Source organism: Shewanella sp. MF08487 (assembly GCF_050848685.1).
GTDB lineage: Bacteria > Pseudomonadota > Gammaproteobacteria > Enterobacterales > Shewanellaceae > Shewanella > Shewanella glacialipiscicola.
Genome location: NZ_JBOZPB010000020.1, coordinates 68,024 through 90,918 on the forward strand (window position 1 = coordinate 68,024; position 22,895 = coordinate 90,918).

Sequence of the window (22,895 nt, forward strand, 5' to 3'; positions counted from 1 at the left end):
TGATTTTGACGATGACATTTGTAGGCTTCGCCTCAAATCAAACCAAATCAAACCAAACCAAATCAAATCAAATCAAATCAAATCAAATCAAATCAAATCGGCTGTGGCTTAGATTGATTCTTGAGTAAAGTTAAAAAATCCGCGGCACTTAAGGGTTTACTGAGTAAGAAACCTTGTACTTGATCGCAACCCTGCATCGCCAAGAAGTTGAGTTGTTCTTGGGTCTCTACGCCTTCGGCGACAACGTTCAGGTCTAAACTGTGGGCGAGGGCGATAATAGCGCTGGTGATGGCCGCATCGTCGGGATCATTTGTAATATCTCTGACGAACTCTCGATCGATTTTCAGCGTGTCTATCGGGAAGCGTTTGAGATAACTTAGGCTCGAATAACCTGTCCCAAAATCATCCACCGCTATGGTCAAGCCTAGGGCTTTGAGTTTAGATAAAATGCTGACCGACTCCTGCGGATTGCCCATGATCATCGACTCTGTCAGTTCAAGCTCAAGGGATTGTGCCGGGAGACCTGATACTGCCAAGGCAACTTCTATAGTGGAGATAATATCGGCCTTAAGTTGGCGAGCCGATAGGTTAACGGCGACAGTGATACCATTGAATCCTAAGCTGTTCCATTCGGCTAATTGCTGGCAGGCTTGATTGATCACCCAATGGCCAATTTGGGTGATGATGCCGGTTTCTTCCGCCAGCGGAATAAACTCGACGGGGGAAATTGGGCCAAGTTCAGTGTGATGCCAACGTAAAAGCGCTTCTATCCCAGTGAGTGAACCATCCTTTAAACAGAACTTAGGTTGATAAACTAAGCTCAATTCGTTGCGCTGAATCGCCTCTTTTAGCCCACTTTCGAGTTGCACATGGCGAGTGGCAATTTCATTTAACTTAGAAGTATAAAACTGGAAGTTATTTCTACCTGAGGATTTCGCGTGGTACATGGCTGTATCGGCAAATTTAATCAGCGAGTCAGCATTGTCAGCATCGTTTGGATAGAGACTGATGCCGATGGAGGTCGAAATGGTTAGCGTTTTATCGTCCAATAAGAAGGGCGTTTGGAATGCTCTGAGTACTTTTTCTGAGATCAAAGTAGCGGCTTTGGTTTTCGCCACCCCTTCTAAAATAATGGTAAATTCATCACCGCCTAGGCGTGCGACCGTATCGCCATCGCGCACTGCATTTTGCAGTCTTCTGGCTACCGCTTTGAGCAGTAAATCGCCGACATGATGCCCCATGGAGTCGTTGATATGTTTAAAGCGGTCAAGATCTAAAAACAGTAAGGCGACGATATTGTTCGCCCTATGCGCTTGGGTTATCGCGTGATTGAGCCTGTCTTGGAATAAGGTTCGGTTTGGCAGGCCCGTTAAGGTGTCGAAACTGGCGAGGAAACGCAGATCTTCTTCGGCTTTTTTCCGCTGTGTGATGTCGGTAAATACCGCGACGAAGTGACTGGTTTCACCTTTAATATCGATAACTTGGTTGATCTCAAGCCAGACTAAAATCGCCTGCCGTTGTTTATTGCGGATCCACAGTTCCCCGACCCAATGTTTATGGCGCAGTAGCTGTTGTTCAATAGTATTGAACAATTCACGCTGTTGGCGCCCAAAGGCTAAATGAATGAAATGCCTGTCGGTGATTTGGCGCTCTGTGTAGCCAGTAATGGCACAAAAGGCAGGGTTAACCGAGCGAATGCGATAGTCTAGGCCCGCAACGACAACCGCTTCATTCATACTGTTGAGCACTTGCGAGGACAATACCAGCTCGTTCTCAATCAGTTTACGAGAGGTGATATTACGATTAGTCCCTGTCATGCGGATTGGGTTATCTAGGCTATCTTTTTCAACCACTTTGCCACGGTCTAAAATCCACACCCAATTACCCGGTGAGCGTTCGACACGGTACTCGGCTTCGAAGAAAGGCGAGCGGCCTTGAAGGTGCTCGTTTAGCTCAAGTTTGAATCTCTCTCTGTCTTCTGAGTGCATGCTCTCATGGACAATATTGCTGCTGTTCCAATGGGGAATAGAAGAGTCCATATTGGTACGATAGACTTGGTTTTCGGCTATGTTCCAGTCCCACATGCCATCGCCAGACGCCCAAAGTGCCAGTTTTAGCCGCTCCTCTGAGGCGCGAATGCTGGTTTCAAATTCACGTTGTATTTGATGTTTCTTTTTACGCCAGAGAATGACCCAAGCCAGCAGTCCTAAAGTGAGTAAGAAATAAAGGATGTAGGCGAATTGAGTGCGATAGAAGGGGGCTTGTACATTCAGATCGACAAGCAGCGCGTAGGCACCTTCTGAGTTGTATTGCAGCCCATGACGAACATGTAATCGGTAATGGCCAGAATTGATGTTAGTGAAGGTGATTTCATTGCCTGTGGGTAGCTCATGCCATTCGTTATCAAATCCCTCGAGATAATAGCTGAAACGGTTTTTACCCGTGTAGCTGAAATCCAATGAGGTCACCTCAAAACTGATTAGCTGATCGCTATAGTCCATCACTATGCTAGGGGGGCGGCTTAAATCGAGAATCGTGTGGCCTTTTCCCGCAATGCTATAGCCAGTGAGTGCGACTTTAACATCGGGTCGTTGATCTGGAATCGACTGGGGATTGAAACGATTGATGCCGTTAATGCCACCAAACCAGAGATCGCCATCGCTGTCCTGCAGTTTTACGCCGCCGTTAAACTCCAGTGCCTGCAAACCTTCTTGTTCGTTGAATATGATGATGCGATTGGTTTTAGGGTTAAGTTTACCTATGCCGGCATTGCTGCTAAACCAAATGTTATGTTCTTGGTCCTCAAGTAAGGCGTAGATGGTATCGCTTGGTAATCCCTGCTCGCGGGTGTAATGAGTAAAGCCTGCATCGGCACCTTGGGAAGATAACTTACTGATCCCGCCATGGGTGGCGAACCATACCTCACCCGCCTGAGTCACCAAAATATCGCGGACACGGTTGTTGATTAAGCTTTTCTTATTAGAGGATTGATGGAAGTAAGATTTACCTATCCCCGTTTTCATATCCAGTTTCAGCAGGCCATTGAGTGTGCCTATCCAAAGCGTATCTTTGTGTGCTCTTAGGATTAAAAGCTGGTTTTGTGCCGGATAGAAATGATCAATATTTGCCAATGAGATAAAAGTAAACTCATCGGTATCTATAGCTTTGCGATAGATGGCATGGGTCGTTGCTACCCAGAGAAGACCTTGATCATCAATGTCTAGATTGCGAATATAATTGGCTTCAGAGCCTTGGTCCGTACTTGTAGTGACCTTGAGTAATTGGAAATCGCCCTCTGGCGACAGCCGACCGAGTCCATAGTTAGTGGCAAACCAGAGCACGCCAGCTTTGTCTTGATCAATATCTCGCAGGATGAGGTTTAAATTGCGTTGATGCATTCCTAAGGCGTTCGCAAATAGCTCCGTATAATGCTCATATTTTCCATCGGCTAATATGCGCTTAAGCCCTGCGCCTTCAGTGCCTATCCAAAGGGCATTATCTTTGCTGCGGAATAAGGTGCGAATATTGTTGCTCTGTTGCGACAGCTCAGTGGTGTATTCGAAAATATGCTGAAAATACTGGCGACGGGTATTAATTTTATCTAATCCCGAATAACTGGCGCCTAGCCATAAGTTGCCAAAGGGATCTTGTAGTAAACTCAGTATGTTATTTTCACTGATACTGTTGGTGCGCTTAGGATCGTATCTATGGTAGGTCGCTGTGAATAAATTATCATTTTTCTCGAGTTGAATGAGACCCGCTTCAGGCCCGACGACCCAAAAGTCACCCTGTTCGGTTTGGATAAAATCCTTAATGTAAGGCACGTTATCGTCAGTCTGCCAAAGGATTTCGCCCTGCTGCGAGGCCAAGTTGTAGTGCCATAGTTGTCCACCTAGGGCTAAAGTGATCGAGTAGGCCGAGTTCGCCCGAATTTGATAGGTGGTGACATTTTGCGGCACGTTTAAGCGAGTGATGGTATTCGCACTGGCGGCAAAGGTGCCGCTATCTTGGGTACCTGCCAGCAGGTACGTGTTTTCAACATTGGCTAAGCTAGTGATATAGGGCTCGACGCTATTACCTAAACTCACTTGGGTAATGCGTTTGGTTTTGGTCGATAGGGAAAATAGTCCTGCTTTAGTACCAATCCAGAGTGTATTACCCACTATGCTGAGTTTGGTGGTGCGGGGATCGGTCAGACCTTGTTCTTGGCCAAAGTGCTCAAAGGTCCCTGTACTCAAATCGAGTCGATTGACCCCTTGGCTGAATGTGGAAACCCAAATGTAGCCTTCTGAATCTTGAATAATGTCAGAGACATAACTTTCTGAAATACTGCTAGGATCGTTGGGGGAATGGGTAAAAATGGTGAAGTTATGACCGTTGTATGCATGCAAACCATCTTGAGTACCAATCCACAACATGCCAGCACTGTCCATAAACAGGCTGGTAATCGTATTCTGGTTGAGACCATCTTCACTGCGAATATGTTCAAATTTAAGCTGCGTGAAAGCCGCGCTCAATGGTTGCGCTAATCCATTGCACGAGATCCCCCACAAACTTAGGATACAAAGCGCGCCTAGCACTAGCTTGTGGATTAGTTGACTCAAATTTTCCCCTACCAAAAAACGGACCCATCCTGATTAGGTTTCTATTTAGTTTAGTTCTTAGCCTAGACCTTAAATGCCATTTTGTTGTAAAAACTTTAGCTTAAATTGCTGACTTGGTTTAAAAACAACCAAAATCGATGGGCGCGATTCAGTCATCGATCATGCGATAGCTCAAATATGCTGTTTTAGTGTCTTTGTGCTGGTTATGACGAGCTTTTTTTCCCGTGTTTAAGCTTAAGAATCTTAGCACTGTTTAAGATAGGCCAACATATGATGCTGCGACAAATGCAGCGAAAACCAGTGCGCAGAGTCACTAAAATCATGAAGGGGAATAGAAAAAGACCTTGCCGGAAGGGGGAGAAGCAAGGTCTTTGGTTGAACTGTTTTAGCGTTTAGATGGCAGGGTTAAACTTGCATTGACTCAGTTACGCCCATAGCCGAGGTCAATATCCAAATATGCTTGTGTATTTATGATCCGTTCTCGCTCTGCAAACGACACCATCTGTTCGGCAATTCTGCCACTGTCACCCTGCTCGAGAATCGTGCGTAAGGTGTGCTGACAAGCATGGATAGTCGCTCGTTGTAAGTCAGAGGGAATAATAATGAACTTGTATCCCAATGCTTGCAGTCTGTCCTTCGACACCAGCGGTGTTTTACCACTGTGGAACATATTGATGAGCTTAGGCTGCTTAATATGCTTAGCGATCAATTCAATTTGCTCAACGGTTTCGGGCGCTTCGACAAAAATCACGTCGGCCCCCGCTGCTAAATACGCATGTGAGCGCTCCATTGCAGCGTCGAATCCTTCAACAGCGATCGCATCAGTGCGAGCAATTAAGATAAAATCTGGGTCAGTTTGGCTGTCCTTAGCGACACGGATCTTGTGCACCATTTCTTGGGTACTCACCAAAGATTTATCATTCAGATGGCCGCAGCGCTTTGGAAAGGTTTGATCTTCCAAGTGCAATGCTGCGACACCCGCTCGCTCAAAGGCTTTTACTGTGCGGCTCACGTTGATGGCATTACCAAACCCAGTATCTGCATCCGCTATGATGGGCACTTGGGTCACTTCGACCATTTGCTCAAGTCGATGCAACACTTCGCTAAAGCTCAGCATGCCTATATCGGGGAAACCACAACTTCTCGCAATCGCGCCGCCACTGGCATAAATCAGCTTAAACCCCGCCTGTTCGGCTAAACGTGCCGTCATACCATCGTAAACACCGGGGGCGACGTGAATATCGCTACCACTGAGCATTTGTCGTAATGCCGTTGTTTTTTTCATTTGAATCCTCTTCCTTGTGCGCCTTTAGCGATTGAATCTAAAACCAGATAAACGATTAGAAACACTCGCTCGGTACTCGCACAAAACCTTCCATTAGCACGCGGGCGCTGCGGCTCATAATGGCTTTAACAACTGTCCATTCGCCGTTGACCATTGACGCCTCAGCCCCAACACGCAGCGTGCCTGAGGGATGACCAAAACGCACCGCATCTATTTTGTCCTTAGTGTCTCCGCTAGCGGCTAAGTTAACTAAGGTACCGGGGATTGCTGCTGCTGTGCCAATTGCCACTGCTGCCGTGCCCATCATGGCGTGGTGCAGTTTGCCCATCGACAGCGCGCGCACGAGCAAGTCGATATCATCGGTATTGACGGGTTTGCCGCTCGATGACACATAGGCTTTGGGTTTAGCAACAAAGGCGACCTTGGGCGTATGTTGGCGCGTAATCGCTTCATCTATATGCGAAATCAAGCCCATACGCACAGCGCCATAGGCGCGAATGGTTTCAAATTTAGCCAGTGCCGCCGTGTCGCTGTTAATATCATCCTGCAGCTCAGTGCCTGTGTAGCCTAAGTCCTCAGCATTGATAAAAATGGTGGGAATGCCAGCGTTAATCATAGTGGCCTTAACGCTGCCAATACCCGGCACTTCTAGCACATCAACAACATTGCCGGTCGGGAACATGCTGCCACTCCCTCCGTTAGAATTGGCATCTTCGTCCGCAGCCGGATTCATAAATTCGATTTGCACTTCGGCCGCGGGAAAGGTCACACCATCGAGCTCAAAATCCCCTGTTTCTTGCACTTCACCTTGGGTGATGGGTACATGGGCGATAATGGTTTTGCCTATGTTGGCTTGCCAAATACGCACAGTGCAGATGCCATTGTGTGGAATGCGGGCCGTATCAATTAAGCCATTGCTGATGGCAAAGGCGCCGACGGCGGCGGTTAAGTTGCCGCAGTTACCACTCCAATCGACAAAGGGTTTATCGATGGCCACTTGGCCGAACAGGTAATCGACATCGTGATCGGTTTGGGTGCTAGGGGAGAGGATCACGGTTTTACTGGTACTTGAGGTGGCAGCACCCATGCCATCAATTTGTTTGCCGTAAGGATCTGGGCTGCCAATCACTCGCAGCAGTAGCGCATCACGAGCAGGGCCGGCAACTTGTGCGGCTTTAGGCAAATCCTGCAGCCGGAAAAACACGCCTTTACTGGTGCCGCCGCGCATATAGGTCGCAGCAACTTTGATTTGCGGCGCGTGGGGTGTTGAAGCATTCATAGATTGACTCCAAAAGGACTCCCAATGGAATCCAAATGAGCGCCAGTAACTTAATTGGGGAAGTTATTGGCGCTCGGTTTCGCTAGCTTATCTTTAGCTGATATTCGCGTTTTACTTGAGCCGAGCCTTGATTCAAGACTCGACTCAAACAAGATTCGATTTAAGCCTGATTCGATTCGAGAAAGTCCTGCGCGAAGCGTTGCAATACGCCGCCTGCTTCATAGATCGAGACTTCTTCGGCGGTATCGAGGCGACAGGTTACTGGCACTTCGATGCGCTCACCGTTTTTACGGGTGATAACGACGGTTAAATCCGCTCGTGGCGCTGGCGTGCCGAGGACATCGAACACTTCTGTGCCGTCTATACCATAGGTGGCGCGGTTGTCACCGGCTTTAAATTCCAGCGGCAATACGCCCATACCCACTAAGTTAGTGCGATGAATGCGCTCGAAACCTTCGGCAACAATGGCCTCAACGCCCGCTAAACGCACGCCTTTGGCGGCCCAGTCGCGCGACGATCCTTGGCCGTAGTCTGCGCCCGCTATGATGATCAGCGGCTGCTTACGTTCCATATAGGTTTCAATCGCTTCCCACATGCGGGTCACTTGGCCTTCGGGCTCGATACGCGTTAGTGAACCTTGTTGCACTTTACCGTCAACGATTGCCATCTCGTTTTTAAGCTTGGGATTGGCAAAGGTTGCGCGTTGGGCGGTTAAGTGATCGCCCCTGTGGGTGGCGTAGGAGTTAAAGTCTTCCTCCGGCAAGCCCATTTTGTGCAGGTATTCGCCCGCGGCGCTGTCGAGCATAATGGCGTTCGACGGCGATAAATGGTCTGTGGTGATGTTGTCACCTAGCACCGCCAGTGGTCGCATGCCCTTGAGTGCGCGTTCACCTGCCAATGCGCCTTCCCAGTAAGGAGGGCGGCGAATATAAGTAGATTGCGGACGCCAATCGTACAGCGGGCTGATTTGCTCGCCGTAATCGACGGCTAAATCGAACATGGGCTCGTACACTTTGCGGAACTGCTCAGGTTTAACACTGGTCGCAATCACGGCATCGATTTCTTCATCCGATGGCCAAATGTCGATAAGTTTGACTGGATTGCCATCATGATCTAATCCCAGCACATCCTTTTCGATATCGAAACGTATGGTGCCAGCTATCGCGTAGGCGACGACCAATGGCGGCGAGGCCAAAAAGGCTTGTTTGGCATAGGGGTGAATACGGCCATCAAAGTTACGGTTACCCGATAACACAGCAGTGGCGTACAAGTCGCGGTCGATCACTTCTTTTTGAATCACAGGATCCAGCGCGCCGCTCATGCCGTTACACGTTGTGCAGGCAAAACCAACAATGCCAAAACCGAGTTGTTCAAGCTCAGGCAATAACTTGGCTTCTTCCAAATACAACTGCACTGCTTTTGAGCCGGGCGCGAGTGAGGTTTTGACCCAAGGTTTGCGGCTTAAGCCTTTGGCGTTGGCGTTGCGGGCAATCAGACCCGCTGCAATCACGTTGCGCGGGTTACTGGTATTCGTGCAGCTGGTAATTGCCGCGATAATCACTGCGCCATCGGGCATTAAGCCAGGCTCGTTTTCGATTACGCCGCTAATTCCACGCTCAGCAAGCTCTGATGTTGGCACCCGTGCGTGTGGGTTTGATGGCCCTGCAATGGTGCGCACTACCGAGGATAAATCAAAACGTAATACGCGTGGATAGTGCACTTCGGTCAAGCTGTCGGCCCATAAACCTGCGGTTTTGGCATAGGTTTCAACCAGTTTAACTTGCTCGGCTTCGCGGCCCGTTAAGGTCAAATAATCAAGGGTTTGCTGGTCGATGTAGAACATGGCTGCGGTGGCGCCAAATTCAGGCGTCATGTTTGAAATCGTGGCGCGATCGCCAAGTGTCAGCGCTGCTGCGCCTTCACCGAAGAACTCTAAGTAAGAGGAGACGACTTTTTGTGCGCGTAGAAACTCGGTCAAGGCCAATACGATATCGGTAGCCGTAATGCCAGGCTGTGGCCTGCCCGTGAGCTCGACACCGATAATGTCCGGCAGGCGCATGTACGATGCGCGCCCCAGCATCACGCTTTCGGCTTCTAAGCCGCCAACACCAATGGCGATAACGCCCAGAGCATCAACGTGCGGCGTGTGGCTGTCGGTGCCGACTAAGGTATCTGGGAAGGCCACGCCATTGCGTGAATGCACCACAGGCGACATACGCTCTAAGTTAATTTGGTGCATGATGCCGTTACCCTGAGGGATAACATCTATGTTTTTAAAGGCTTTTTGCGTCCAATCAATAAAGTGGAATCTGTCTTCGTTGCGTCTGTCTTCGATAGCGCGGTTTTTGGCAAAGGCGTCTTTATCAAAACCACCAAACTCAACGGCGAGTGAGTGATCCACAATGAGTTGTGTTGGTACAACAGGGTTTACTTTGGCAGGGTCGCCACCTTTAGCGGCAATCGCATCACGCAGGCCTGCAAGGTCAACTAAGGCGGTTTGCCCCAAAATGTCGTGGCAGACCACGCGGGCAGGAAACCAAGGGAAATCCAGTTCTTGCTTAGATTCGATAATTTGTTTCAGCGAGGCGGTTAAGTCCGCAGGTGTGCAGCGACGGACTAAGTTTTCAGCGAGTACGCGCGAGGTATAAGGTAGCTTGGCGTACGAGCCGGGAGCGATCGCTTCTATGGCTTCGCGGGTGTCGAAATAATCAAGCTTAGTGCCGGGTAAGGGCTTGCGATATTGGGTATTCATAGCAGTGTTCATAACATCATCCATTTCGGAAAATGAAGTTGGCGCGAGACTGTCTATTCACAGACATTTCTTTAACAGAAGTCTCGCGCCAAGAGTCGTTAGCTTGGCTTAACGGTTGGCAATGGGGACGACTTTGCGTGGCGCTACGCCCACATAATCGGCACTTGGGCGGATGATGCGGTTGTTAGAGCGTTGCTCCATCACGTGCGCAGCCCAGCCCGTTACCCGTGAACACACGAAGATAGGCGTGAACAACTTAGTCGGAATGTCCATGTAGTGGTACGCGCTGGCGTGGAAAAAATCTGCATTACAGAAGAGTTTTTTCTGTTCCCACATCAGGGCTTCACAGGCAACCGATACGCGGTATAGACGGTCGTCACCGTTGGCGGCAGCCAGTTTTTCTGACCATTCTTTGATGATGGCATTACGGGGATCAGACTCGCGGTAAATCGCGTGGCCAAAGCCCATGATCTTATCTTTACGCTCGAGTTTGCCCATTAAGATGTCGCGCGCATCGGCTTCATCTTTCATATCTTGAATGAGTTCCATCGCCGCTTCGTTCGCGCCGCCATGCAGCGGACCGCGCAGTGAACCAATCGCCCCAGTGACGCATGAATGCATATCTGACAGGGTGGAAGCACATACGCGAGCGGTAAAGGTTGATGCGTTAAATTCATGTTCTGCATAAAGAATTAACGACACATCCATCACTTTTGCATGCAGTGCCGACGGCGCTTTACCGTGTAACAAATGTAAGAAGTGCGCGCCAATTTGGGCGTCATCAGTTTCGGTTTCAATACGCACGCCATCGTGGCTAAAGCGATACCAGTAACAAATAATCGATGGGAATGCAGCCAGTAAGCGGTCAGATATTTCACTTTGTTGGCTAAAGCTGTGCTCGGCTTCTAAGTTACCTAGCATAGAGCAGCCAGTACGCATCACATCCATAGGATGAGTGTCTGCTGGAATGCGCTCCAATACTTCTTTTAATGCTTGCGGCAGACCGCGAAGGCCTTTGAGTTTGGTTTTGTAGGCATCAAGCTGGGCTTGAGTGGGCAGCTCGCCGTAAAGAATAAGGTAGGCGACTTCTTCGAAGGTGGCATTTTCACCGAGATCTTTCACATCATAACCGCGGTACGTTAGGCCCGAGCCTGACACGCCCACTGTGCTTAATGCGGTTTCGCCTGCGCTCTGGCCACGTAATCCTGCACCGCTTAGTTTTTTAGCTTCTGACATAATGTTTCCCTTCCGTTAACTCTGTTTGGTTGTCGTTGATGCATTGCAGTTTAGGTAAGGTGCTAATACGTCAACATTTATTGGTTAAGGTTGTACTTCCTGTTTACGCTGCATTGTAGGGTGCAGTTAGCCAGTTATTTATCTTGGCTAAACAGTTGATCTAACTTGTCTTCAAAGGCGTGGTAGCCCAAGTATTTATACAAATCGTTACGAGTTTGCATAGTGTCGAGCACGTTGCGTTGATGACCATCATTCATCAGCGCTTGCATCACGTTCAGTGCCGCTTGGTTGGCTGCACGGAAAGTACCGAGTGGATAAAGCACCATGTCGGCGCCCGCCTGCGCGAGTTCTTCTTTATTGAACAATTGGGTTTGACCAAATTCAGTCATGTTGGCCAAAATCGGTGCTTTGACTTGCGCTTTAAAGTGGCGATATTGGTCTAGCTCAGTTAAGGCTTCGGCGAAGATCATGTCGGCACCGGCGGCAATATAAGCTTGAGCGCGTTCAATACCCGCTTCTACACCTTCAACGGCAACCGCATCGGTACGTGCCATAATGACAAAGTTAGGATCGATACGGGCATCAACGGCCGCTTTAATGCGATCGACCATTTCTTCTATGCTCACAACCGCTTTGTTAGGTCTGTGGCCGCAACGTTTTTGCGACACTTGGTCTTCCATGTGTACAGCGGCGACGCCGATTTTTTCAAATTCTTTGATGGTGCGAGCAATATTGAATGCGCCGCCCCAACCAGTATCGATATCGACCAATAAAGGCACCTGCGTGGCGGAGGTGATGCGGCCGGCATCAATCAGCACGTCATTCATTGAGGTCATGCCCAAGTCAGGCAAACCGTAGGAAGCATTGGCAACGCCAGCGCCCGAAAGATACAAGGCTTGGAAGCCAGTTTGCTCTGCCATCAAGGCAAAATAGGCATTGGTGGTGCCAACGATTTGTAACGGTTTAGCCTTAGCAAGAGCTTGGCGAAAACGTAATCCTGCGCTTTGGGTCATGGTCTTGTCCTTCTATTTATCCATTGTTTGGCATGTGAGCCGTAAGAACTTAGCTGATGTTCACTAAGGTTTCTTTTGCGGCGGCATTGGCTTGCAATTCAATTAAGCGTAATTCGGTATTTTTACGCCCCTGTTCGATATGGCGACGCATCAGCAAACTCGCCAACTCCCCATCGCGCTGGGCAATGGCCTCGACTATGCGTCTGTGCTCGGCAATCGCTTTTACAGGGCGATTTTTATTAGTGCATTGGTAACGATACATACGTAGCAAGTGATACAGACCGCCGACTAGGGTTTCCTGTAAGTGTTTATTGCCACTGGCTTGAATGATTTGGTAGTGAAAATCGACGTCGCCTTCTTCTTGGAAGTAGGTATCACCCTTTGCGAGCGCGGCATCTTGGCAGGCGAGTAAATCTTCTAACTTGGCTAACTGCTCAAGGGTGATGCGACTGGCGGCGAGCTCGCAGGCCATACCTTCAAGCACGCTACGCAGTTGATATAAATCGTTAAGTTCGCTAACTGTCAGCTGAGCGACGCGGGCGCCAACATGGGGCGCACGCACCACTAAACGTTGTCTTTCTAAGGTTTGCAGGGCTTCGCGGGTCGGGCCGCGGCTGATACCGTATTTTTCGGCCAGCGCTTGCTCGTTAATTTTACTGCCCGCAGGCAGCTCGCCCTTGATGATGCTGGTTTGGATCTGCACCAAAATTTGATCGGCGAGTGTGATCGACGTTTTATCTGCCGAAGTCGATTTGACCTTATGCAGGTGGGAAACATGATGCAGGTGGGAAACATGTGTGTCATCAGAAACGAACGTGGTGTCTTGCTTCAACATAGAGCGCATCACTATTCATAGGATTGTCGACAATGGGTAAAAAATAGCCCTCTCTCAGTGGATTGTCAACAATGTGTTTACTTAGACGTAAGTCTACATTCTAATTGCTTTTTATTTATTGTTTTGATTTTTATGGTTTTATTTTAATTTGTTCGTTTTTAATATTTTAGCTTATGAATTTTTAAATATTAAATTGTCAACAATGAAGTGGTTTTCGCCGTCCGTTCTTGTTGCTGGTGTTGATGGCTTTGGGGGAAATCGTCCAAATGCATTTTTGCCTGTTTGTCCTTCGCGTTATGCTATGGGCGGAATGAGACATTTGGGGATGATAGTGGAAAAAGTGTTAGTGAGCAGTTGTTTACTCGGGCAAGCGGTGCGCTACGACGGTGGTCATAACTTGATGGAGAGCGAACTTGTACAGACGTGGCTTGAGCAAGGGCGGATTGTAGCGATTTGTCCCGAATGTGCAGGCGGTTTGCCGACACCCAGACCGCCTGCTGAGCGGGTTGGGCAGCGTATCTTAACCGCTCAGGGTGAGGATGTGACCCACGCTTTTAGTCTGGGAGCCGATCTCGCCCTAAAGCTGGCGCAGCAAGAAGGGATTAAAGTGGCGATCCTAAAAGCCCGTAGTCCATCCTGTGGTAATAAGCAGATTTACGATGGTCAATTTGCGAAGCAATTAATTGCGGGACAGGGATTAACGGCTGAAAAACTCAGCGCCGCAGGGATAACCGTCTTTAATGAATTTGAGTTAGTCACTGCTGCGGCATATGTAGCAAAGCTGGAGACGGCCGCTGTTTGAGCCTTTTCTGTTTGTGATTTAATTCGTTCGTTATTGAATGTGAGTATGATTAGTGCTGGTGGTAGGATTTTGATGTGCGCGCAGTAAGTCATCAATTTGTTGATCTTTCTCAGCCCATATTTGATTTAACCAGCGCTGGAATTCGACGCGGTACTCAGACTCAGAAAAATAACGTGCTGGGTCAACCTGAGGTACGGGCAGAGCGTTGATTCGTACAATAATCTTACTCACTTTACCGTTCATCACTCCAAACAGAATATCCTCAGGCGCATCGGGATACACAATAGTCATGTCGAGTAGATTGGTAAATTGCTCACCCATAGCTGATAGGGTAAAAGCGATGCCGCCGGCTTTAGGGCGCAATAAGTGTCTATAGGGTGAATTTTGGCGCTGATGCTTCTCTTTGGTAAAACGGCTGCCCTCTACATAGTTAATAATCGATGTGGGCATTTTTTTGAATTTTTCACAGGCGCGGCGCGTCGTCTCTAAATCTTTACCCTTAAGCTTTGGATTCTTCTTCAGTTTTGCTGGACTGGTTCGATTCATAAATGGCATATCGAGCGCCCAACAGCCTAGGCCCATAATCGGCACATACATTAGCTCATTTTTGAGGAAGAACTTCAGCATTGGAATATGGTTACGCAATACATAAGTTTGCGCGGCGATATCAAACCCACTGAGATGGTTGCTGATCAGTAAATACCAACTGTTTTTATCCAGCCCTTCGAGCCCTTGTACATCCCATTCAATTTTAGCGATCAAAAACAGAATACCGCCATTGCAACTGGCCCAAGCCCACATGAAACGATTCATAACGGTAGACACCGCATTACGCGCACCTTGCGTAGGCATCACGATTTTCACTAACCCGCCAAGGCTGATAAGCGAACTCCATATAAAGGTGTTTATAATCAGTAGGCTCAAACTGATTATAAACAACATTGGCCCAGGCAAGAAATTTAACATAATGGCGTTACCTTTGTTCTTTATTCGTTTGGCTAGCCAGTTGGCTTAACACTTGATCTTTAGCTAACCATATTTGATTCAACTGTTCTTGGAAGCTAATTTTAAAATCACGATCATTCATATAATCGCCGCGCATGGCGGGATCAATGTCCGACACCTTAATGTGTACTTTAACGCGGGGCATTTTGCCTGTTAGGTAGTCCCAATAAGTGGGCACTGTGTCTGGGTAGTAAATGGAGACATCGACTAACTTGTGGATCTGTTCACCCATGGCCGATAGCGCAAAAGCCATGCCGCCGGCTTTAGGTTTTAATAGGTGTTGGAACGGTGAGTTTTGCTTTTGATGTTTAGCTTTACTGAAGCGCGTGCCTTCGACAAAGTTCATCACACTCACTGGCTTAGCCTTGAACTTAGCACAGGCTTTACGTGTGATTTCAATATCCTTACCCTTTAACTTAGGATTTTTACGCAACTGTGCCGTGCTGTAACGACGCATAAAGGGGAAATCAAGTGCCCACCAGGCTAAGCCTAAAATCGGCACAAAAATTAATTCTTGCTTGAGAAAAAACTTTAAAAAAGGGATTTTTCGGTTAAAAACTCGCTGTAGGATCAAGATATCGACCCAAGACTGGTGATTGGCAATGACCATATACCACTCTTTAGTAGAAAAGTCGGTGTCGCCGCTCAGCTCTATGTTAACGGGATGTAAGCAACGCTCAATCACACCATTCACACTAATCCATGCACTGGCACAAAAGTCGAGTACATAGCTAGTCGCAGTCCTTAATAGGCTGATAGGTATCAGTTTTATAAAACTGATCAATACGATTGGGATAGTCCAAAAGATAGTATTAACAACGTAGCCTAAAAATGCGATACAGCCTTTGAATTGTGAAAACAGCGTCCCCATCCGAGCCCCCTGACAAAAATTGGAGGCCTATGTTACTCGGTGTCGGCGTTTGGCTCAATCTTAGGCGCTGCTGTGGGTGCATTTGTTTAACATTTATTTCAATGCGAGTTCAATATTGTTGGGATAAGCGGGCGAGTAATCTATCCATTGCACGGTAACCTAAAGCTTGGGCAAGATGGCGGCGTTCGGTATTCGGTGCTTGTTCAAGATCGGCAATCGTGCGCGCCACCTTTTGTATACGATGGAAACTGCGAACCGAAAGGCCAAGTTTTACCACGCTTTGTTCTAAAAAGATTAAATCGGCGTCGCTAATGCCGCTAAAGATTTTTAGTTGTTTTCCTGTGAGTTCACTATTGAGCACACCGGCACGGGCAAGTTGCCGCTCACGCGCTCGTTTCACCCGCTTGGCGATATCTTGGCTGGTTTCTGTTTGCGGCGCCGCTTGCGTTAAGGTGCCAGCGGGGAGTTTGGGTACTTCAATGGTTAAATCGAAGCGGTCGAGAAATGGGCCCGAAAGCCTTGAGAGATAACGTTGAATCTGTTCGGGGCTCGATCTGTGTTGACTATCGAGATCGCCGCTCGGGCTGGGGTTCATCGCCGCGATCAATTGGAAGCGACTCAAAAATGTCAGCTTAGCGGCGGCGCGGGAAATCACCACTTCGCCGGTCTCCATCGGCTCGCGCAGGCAATCTAAGACTTTTCGAGGAAATTCGGCGACCTCATCCAAAAACAATACGCCACGATGAGCCAGAGAGATTTCACCGGGTTTGGGAATACTGCCGCCACCCACGAGTGAAATAGCTGAACTAGTGTGGTGCGGCGCCCGAAACGGCCGCTGTAAAAAATGTTGCGGTTTAATGTCGAGTCCGGCAACCGAATGCAGCGCTGCCACTTCCAATGCTTCCTCATAATTGAGCGCGGGTAATAACGCCATCATACGGCTGGCTAGCATGGTTTTACCCGTGCCTGGTGGCCCTAGCATCAATAGATTGTGATTACCCGCTGCGGCAATTTCGAGCGCTTGTTTGGCCTGATATTGGCCAATCACATCGCTTAGGCAAGTATGGGACTCGGGCGTTTCTTGGCTTATCCATTCTAATTGCGGCGCTAATGTGGGCAGCTGGGCTTGCCCTTGTAAATAAGCGGCGAGGCTTTGTAAGTGCGAGCCAAATAATACCTTGGGATAGCCGACGAGCTCAGCATCGTGACGGTTATCGAGTGGCAGGATTAAAGTATGCTCTTGGCGTTTAGCCGCAATAATCGCGGGTAATAATCCTTGGCAATAACGTATATGCCCAGAAAGCGCCAACTCACCGACAAACTCGAGATTTTTAAGGCTATTCAGCGTAATTTGCTCCGAAGCCGCCAGTATGCCTACGGCTATGGGCAAATCGTAGCGGCCACCTTGCTTAGGTAAATCTGCTGGCGCGAGGTTAACGGTTATCCGTCGCATCGGGAATTCAAATCCGGCATTAATCAATGCACTACGTACTCGCTCACGTGCTTCTTTCACTGAGGCTTCAGGTAAACCCACTAGATTAAATGCGGGTAAGCCATTGCTGAGATGCACTTCAACAGTGACTTCCGGGGCTTCTACCCCGCAACTGGCTCGGGTAGTGACGCAGGCAATTGCCATAAACAAATCCTTTTGTGGTTCATTTCACGCAGAATTTGAGTGTAGCAGTTAATGGAATGATGGCTTTACCATCGACTCTGAATTCAAGCGAAGTGTGGATTCGTTATGGGCTAGTGGATCTGCACACTTACATACCATTAATGCATACTTTTAGCCTGATGATATTGGCGCACTTAAGTGTTGACTAAGTAGATTTTTTAAACGCCACAGGCAGCACTGAATAACAGCCAAATAATTGATAACATTTATATGAGGTCGCGCCGCTAGTTTGTCTTTCAGATAAAAAATTATTCAAGCTGAGGAATATTAGCCCATAAATCGGATATAATACGTCGCCGATTGTCGAGATGGTGGTGTACTCGTGGTGGCGTCTATACTGCAATTCTGAACGTCTTTCAAGTAATGTGACTAAGCTAAAATAATAGCTAAAACCATATCAGTGTAGTCAATGCTATTGGTTTTTATCTGCGTTCTAGCAGATCAATAACTAAGCCACTAAGCTAAAATGTATTAGTGTCGATGAGTCTAACGAAAATTAAAAATATAATATTCAGTACATTAGGCGACAATATCACTGGGAGTCGTCGACTTTTGGCGGTGGCTCTTACAGTATGATTTGTGTACTGCGGAGCTGAATCACGCATAACTTGAGCAAGTGCAGATATATAGCACGCTACATCTTGCCATCTCAGTGATTATTTATCCGCGCTAGAGCGCGGCTTATGTGATTTTTGAGCGACGCCTAACCCAATAAATGTTACTCCAATACAATGAATTCAGCTGACACGCGAGCAGTAAAGCGCGGGTCGGTCCTAGTTAGTCCAGTGTTAAATGAAAGGTGTTACATGAGTCTCTTTGATAACGTGATGATTATATTGTGCCTGATTGGCGCAAGTTGTTTCTTCTCTATGTCAGAAATTTCGCTTGCTGCTTCCCGCAAAATCCGTTTACGTCAGTTAGCCGATGAAGGTGATGCTCGAGCTGAAAAAGTGCTGAAGTTACAAGCCGTTCCAGGCAGTTTTTTTACTGTGGTGCAAATTGGGCTTAATGCGGTAGCAATTATGGGTGGTATCGTGGGTGAGTCGGCATTTCGGCCGTATTTCCATAGTCTGCTGGCGCCTTGGTTAACGGATCCTTGGCTTAGCCAAGTGAGCTTTTTGTTCTCGTTTGTGTTGGTAACCAGTGCCTTTATCTTGGTGGCTGACCTTATGCCGAAGCGCATTGCGATGGCAATGCCAGAGCCTGTAGCGTTAGCTGTCGTCGGGCCAATGTCTTTCTGTATTGTGCTATTACGCCCATTGGTATGGTTTTTTAACGGCATGGCCAGTGGCATTTTTAAACTATTGCAAATTCCTACCGTTCGTAACGATGCTATCACTTCAGATGATATTTATGCGGTAATGAATGCGGGTGCAGAGGCTGGTGTGCTTGATCGCGGCGATCAACAGATGATGGAGAATGTGTTTGAAATGCAAACCGTTTCTGTAACATCAGCGATGACAGCCCGCGAAAGTTTAGTGTATTTTTTACTGCAGGATAGCGAAGAAGATATCAAACGTAAGATTTCTGAAGATCCACACACTAAATTTTTAGTGTGTGATGGTCAGCTCGATATGATCAAAGGAATTGTCGATGCTAAAGAGCTATTAATTCGTGTGATTAATGGTGAAAATATTACCTTAAAGGACACCAGCTTAGTCCACACCACCTTGATTATTCCTGATACTTTAAGCCTATCTGAGGCGATGGAATACTTTAAAAATAGCCGTGCCGATTTTGCGGTAGTGATTAACGAATATGCCCTCGTGGTCGGTATTGTTACTACTAACGATTTACAGCGCGCGGTAATGGGAGCTTGGTCATTACATGAGAGTGAAGAGCAAATTATTGCCCGTGATAATAACTCTTGGCTAGTCGATGGTGTCACGCCGATTACCGACGTGATGCGCGCCTTTGGCATTGAAGAGTTTCCGCATAATCAAAACTATGAAACGATTGCTGGTTTTATGATGTATATGCTGCGTAAAATCCCTAAGCGTACTGATTTTGTTAACTATGCTGGCTATAAGTTTGAGGTGGTTGATATCGATTCTTATAAAGTCGACCAACTCTTAGTGACTCGAATTGACCCAATTGCTACTGACAAGCTCAATTCACCTGATATTTAATCTATTTAACCTGCGGTGATGTGACTTAGGTTGGCTAATATTTTAGCTGTACAGAGTCACATCACCATTAGGTGCAATTAATGCTCGTCACCCACCAACGCTGCTTTACGTAAACCGTTTGGGTTTACATTATGTTTGATTCAATCTCTTATTAATGATTCGGTTCTTCACATCGCAGGCGTTTGAATCACTTCTAAAAACGCATTGATGATGGGTTCTGCTAAGCGTTTTACCCTACAACAGCAACCTAACTCGAACGGCTCAATCGTAACGGGCGACGATAATAGCTGAATACGATCCCGCACTGGGCTGTTATTGATCACCACAACTGGGCTCATGCTGATACCGCAGCCTAACGCCACCATAGAGGCAATCGCTTCTTGGCCCGACACTTGGGCGTAAATATTAGGGCTGATACCCATTTGTTTGAACCAGTTATCGGCGCGGCGCCGTCCTGGGCCGTGATCTGGGATGATAAAGGGTACGCTCGACCAATCGATGGGCGTTTGGCTAACTTGTTGCTGTACTGCGCAGCGGATAGTCGGCGCGATAATCGACAGCGGGACATCGTCGATTTTGGCAAAGTGTAAGCTGCTGGGAAACGGATCGGGCAGGGCGGCGATGGCGATATCGGCGCGATTCTGCTGCACTTCGACCAGTGCGTTCGCCGCATCTCCCGTGGTTAAGGCGATTTCGACGAAGGGATGTTCTTGGCGGAATAAATCCAATAAACCCGGTAAATGACTGTAGGCAGCGGTCACCGAGCAATACAGGTTTAACCGGCCGCGCAACACATCCTGCTTGAGGCTAATACTGTGTTTAAGTGTCCCCCAATGATTCAAAGTCTGTTCGGCAAACAGCTTAAACTCACGCCCCGCATGGGTTAAGGTCACGCTGCGATTATCCCGCTCTAGCAGCTTAGCGTTCACTTCTTCTTCTAATCTTTGCAGGGCTCGGCTTAAGGTCGATGGGCTCACATGCATCTGCTCCGCGGTCTTGGCGAAGTGTAAACTGTCACATAAGTGCAGGTACAATTTGAGGGTACGAATATCCATAACTTATCCTGTTTAGCCTGAGCTTGAGTGCTGCATATTGCCGCCGATGTTGCAGCCAGTGTTACTGAGCGTTATTGCGGCTGACGTTGCGAATAATGCAATATTAAGTTCCGAATATATCATTTTAAGCAATGATACGCATAGGTTATAGTGACCTTAATCACAACCATTATTTAACATTATGTTAGTTTGGTTGCGTCCAATATTTCTGACTTATAGGTGGTATATCAGATGGCTAACTATTTTAACTCTCTGAATTTGCGTCAACAATTAGCACAGCTTGGGCAATGTCGTTTTATGGATCGTTCAGAGTTTAGCGATGGCTGTAACTACATTAAAGATTGGAATATTGTTATTTTAGGTTGTGGTGCTCAAGGTCTTAACCAAGGCTTGAACATGCGTGATTCTGGACTGAATATCTCTTTTGCCCTGCGTCCAGAAGCGATTGAGCAAAAACGTGCCTCTTGGCAAAAAGCCACCGACAATGGTTTCCGTGTCGGTACCTTTGAAGAATTAATCCCAGCGGCAGATCTGGTGCTTAACCTAACGCCAGACAAACAACATTCAAATGTGGTGAATGCGGTTATGCCACTGATGAAGCAAGGTTCTACCTTGTCTTACTCACACGGCTTCAACATTGTTGAAGAGGGCATGCAAGTTCGTCCCGATATCACTGTGGTGATGGTTGCCCCTAAGTGCCCTGGCACTGAAGTGCGTGAAGAATACAAACGTGGTTTTGGTGTGCCAACCCTTATTGCGGTTCACCCAGAAAACGATCCAAATGGTGACGGCTTAGAGATTGCTAAAGCCTACGCTAGCGCTACCGGTGGCGACAGAGCAGGGGTTCTACTGTCGTCTTTTATCGCCGAAGTGAAGTCGGATCTAATGGGCGAGCAGACCATTCTGTGCGGTATGTTGCAGACGGGCGCTATCTTAGGTTATGAGAAAATGATCGCCGATGGCGTTGAGCCAGGTTATGCGGCCAAGCTTATCCAGCAAGGTTGGGAAACGGTCACTGAAGCGCTGAAACACGGCGGCATCACTAACATGATGGACCGTTTGTCTAATCCAGCCAAGATTAAAGCATTTGAAATTGCAGAAGATTTAAAAGAAATCCTCCAGCCATTATTTGAAAAGCACATGGATGACATCATCAGCGGCGAATTCTCTCGCACTATGATGGAAGACTGGGCGAACGATGATGCGAACTTACTGCGTTGGAGAGCCGAAACGGGCGAAACAGGTTTCGAAAATGCGCCCGTATCGAGCGAGCATATCGACGAACAAACCTATTTCGACAAAGGTATTTTCCTTGTTGCTATGATCAAAGCGGGTGTGGAACTGGCGTTCGACACTATGGTGTCTGCGGGTATCGTGGAAGAGTCGGCCTATTACGAGTCACTGCACGAAACCCCACTGATCGCTAACACGATTGCTCGTAAGCGTTTGTACGAAATGAACGTAGTGATTTCAGACACCGCCGAATACGGTTGCTACCTGTTCAATCACGCCGCCGTACCTATGCTGCGCGACTACGTTAATGCCATGTCATCTGAGTATTTAGGTGCTGGCCTGAAAGACTGCGCAACCGGTGTCGACAACCTCACGCTCATCGCAGTTAACGAAGCGATTCGTGAAACGGCAGTGGAATATGTTGGCGCTGAGCTTCGCGGTTACATGACTGATATGAAGAGCATTGTTGAAGCCTAATTGAGTTTTAGCTGAGGCTTAAGTGATCGTTAGTTAAGCCCAGCATTGGGGGAGAGGGTTGAGACTCAAAGGACTTGGGTCTCAGCTCAGTTCCCAAGCAATCTCAGATACTGAAACGCGCATCTTGAGCTTACTTAGTGATGAATCAGCTTTGTGATAAATCAGTGTAGTGAGAAACAAATTTTTCCTGTTCAGTGGGTTGTCGAGCGGGCAAAAACGACATTGTTAGTGAGTTAATAGTTAGTGAGTGAATCTTCAGTGAGCGTTCGATGGTGAATGTGCGTTCAGTGAATGAATCCTGCGGTAGGTGAATCGCGCCGACTGAGGATCAACAGTTAACGTTTTACTTTGTTGTTTTGCATTGTCTCGGCAGGGAAGCTGAATTTTTTTTGACAAAAGATATTTTTTATTGTGTTTGGCTGTCGCTTTATGGTAAAGCTAATAGCTCGCGGTCGGGCAAAGTCCAAAGCGAAACTAACTTTCATGCAATATCCCAATTTTAGAAACACCGATTAGGAATCCATATTGATGTTTAACCAAGCTGCCAAGCTCATTCTCGTGATTATTACCGTCGTGATTATTAAATCACAGCGGGGGCGGCGCATGGCGAACTGATAGACCTAAAAGGTTAAAAGTTTCGAAAG

General features: G+C 47.6%; 14 protein-coding genes. 3 read left to right on the forward strand and 11 right to left on the reverse strand.

Going from position 1 to position 22,895, the window contains the following annotated elements; genetic code table 11:
- Nucleotides 1-92 precede the first annotated feature (92 nt).
- The 7 genes from ACRN9H_RS14085 to ACRN9H_RS14115 form a co-directional block, all read right to left on the reverse strand.
- Nucleotides 93-4,619 (reverse strand): EAL domain-containing protein, encoded by a 4,527-nt coding sequence (locus ACRN9H_RS14085; protein WP_432314571.1) that lies wholly within the window; start codon nucleotides 4,617-4,619, stop codon nucleotides 93-95.
- Nucleotides 4,620-5,025: 406 nt separating this feature from the next.
- Complete coding sequence (locus tag ACRN9H_RS14090) at nucleotides 5,026-5,889, reverse strand: isocitrate lyase/PEP mutase family protein (RefSeq protein ID WP_432314573.1); 864 nt, start codon at nucleotides 5,887-5,889, stop codon at nucleotides 5,026-5,028.
- Between the two features lie 55 nt (nucleotides 5,890-5,944).
- Nucleotides 5,945-7,168, reverse strand: a complete 1,224-nt coding sequence (prpF, locus tag ACRN9H_RS14095) for a 2-methylaconitate cis-trans isomerase PrpF (protein WP_432314575.1) — start codon at nucleotides 7,166-7,168, stop codon at nucleotides 5,945-5,947.
- Between the two features lie 160 nt (nucleotides 7,169-7,328).
- Entirely contained in the window at nucleotides 7,329-9,932 is a 2,604-nt protein-coding gene (acnD, locus tag ACRN9H_RS14100) for a Fe/S-dependent 2-methylisocitrate dehydratase AcnD (RefSeq protein ID WP_432314577.1), read from the reverse strand.
- 96 nt (nucleotides 9,933-10,028) lie between these two features.
- Nucleotides 10,029-11,156: a bifunctional 2-methylcitrate synthase/citrate synthase gene (gene prpC, locus ACRN9H_RS14105; RefSeq protein ID WP_432314579.1), complete on the reverse strand. Its 1,128-nt coding sequence runs from the start codon at nucleotides 11,154-11,156 to the stop codon at nucleotides 10,029-10,031.
- 134 nt (nucleotides 11,157-11,290) lie between these two features.
- Nucleotides 11,291-12,169 (reverse strand): methylisocitrate lyase, encoded by an 879-nt coding sequence (gene prpB / locus ACRN9H_RS14110; RefSeq protein ID WP_432314581.1) that lies wholly within the window; start codon nucleotides 12,167-12,169, stop codon nucleotides 11,291-11,293.
- Between the two features lie 49 nt (nucleotides 12,170-12,218).
- The gene (locus ACRN9H_RS14115) at nucleotides 12,219-13,004 is read right to left on the reverse strand and encodes a GntR family transcriptional regulator (RefSeq protein ID WP_432314583.1); all 786 of its coding nucleotides are present in this window, start codon (nucleotides 13,002-13,004) and stop codon (nucleotides 12,219-12,221) included.
- A gap of 331 nt (nucleotides 13,005-13,335) precedes the next feature.
- Between ACRN9H_RS14115 and ACRN9H_RS14120 the strand changes: the two genes are divergently transcribed.
- Nucleotides 13,336-13,806 (forward strand): DUF523 domain-containing protein, encoded by a 471-nt coding sequence (locus ACRN9H_RS14120; protein ID WP_432314603.1) that lies wholly within the window; start codon nucleotides 13,336-13,338, stop codon nucleotides 13,804-13,806.
- Nucleotides 13,807-13,836: 30 nt separating this feature from the next.
- On the opposite strand, the gene ACRN9H_RS14125 is transcribed toward ACRN9H_RS14120, so the two are convergent.
- The 3 genes from ACRN9H_RS14125 to ACRN9H_RS14135 all read right to left on the reverse strand — a co-directional run bounded on the left by ACRN9H_RS14125 (nucleotide 13,837) and on the right by ACRN9H_RS14135 (nucleotide 17,318).
- On the reverse strand, nucleotides 13,837-14,772 hold the full coding sequence (locus ACRN9H_RS14125; RefSeq protein ID WP_432314585.1) for an acyltransferase: 936 nt from the start codon (nucleotides 14,770-14,772) through the stop codon (nucleotides 13,837-13,839).
- A gap of 7 nt (nucleotides 14,773-14,779) precedes the next feature.
- The gene (locus ACRN9H_RS14130; protein ID WP_432314587.1) at nucleotides 14,780-15,682 is read right to left on the reverse strand and encodes an acyltransferase; all 903 of its coding nucleotides are present in this window, start codon (nucleotides 15,680-15,682) and stop codon (nucleotides 14,780-14,782) included.
- A 109-nt stretch (nucleotides 15,683-15,791) separates the two neighbouring features.
- Nucleotides 15,792-17,318, reverse strand: coding sequence for a YifB family Mg chelatase-like AAA ATPase (locus tag ACRN9H_RS14135; protein WP_432314589.1), 1,527 nt, complete (start codon nucleotides 17,316-17,318; stop codon nucleotides 15,792-15,794).
- An 845-nt stretch (nucleotides 17,319-18,163) separates the two neighbouring features.
- Between ACRN9H_RS14135 and ACRN9H_RS14140 the strand changes: the two genes are divergently transcribed.
- The gene (locus ACRN9H_RS14140) at nucleotides 18,164-19,486 is read left to right on the forward strand and encodes a hemolysin family protein (RefSeq protein ID WP_432314591.1); all 1,323 of its coding nucleotides are present in this window, start codon (nucleotides 18,164-18,166) and stop codon (nucleotides 19,484-19,486) included.
- Nucleotides 19,487-19,653: 167 nt separating this feature from the next.
- Here the strand turns inward: ACRN9H_RS14140 and ilvY are convergent, their stop codons facing one another.
- Nucleotides 19,654-20,541: an HTH-type transcriptional activator IlvY gene (ilvY, locus tag ACRN9H_RS14145; protein ID WP_432314593.1), complete on the reverse strand. Its 888-nt coding sequence runs from the start codon at nucleotides 20,539-20,541 to the stop codon at nucleotides 19,654-19,656.
- Between the two features lie 231 nt (nucleotides 20,542-20,772).
- On the opposite strand from ilvY, the gene ilvC reads away from it, so the two are divergent.
- The gene (gene ilvC / locus ACRN9H_RS14150) at nucleotides 20,773-22,251 is read left to right on the forward strand and encodes a ketol-acid reductoisomerase (protein ID WP_432314595.1); all 1,479 of its coding nucleotides are present in this window, start codon (nucleotides 20,773-20,775) and stop codon (nucleotides 22,249-22,251) included.
- Nucleotides 22,252-22,895 lie beyond the last annotated feature (644 nt).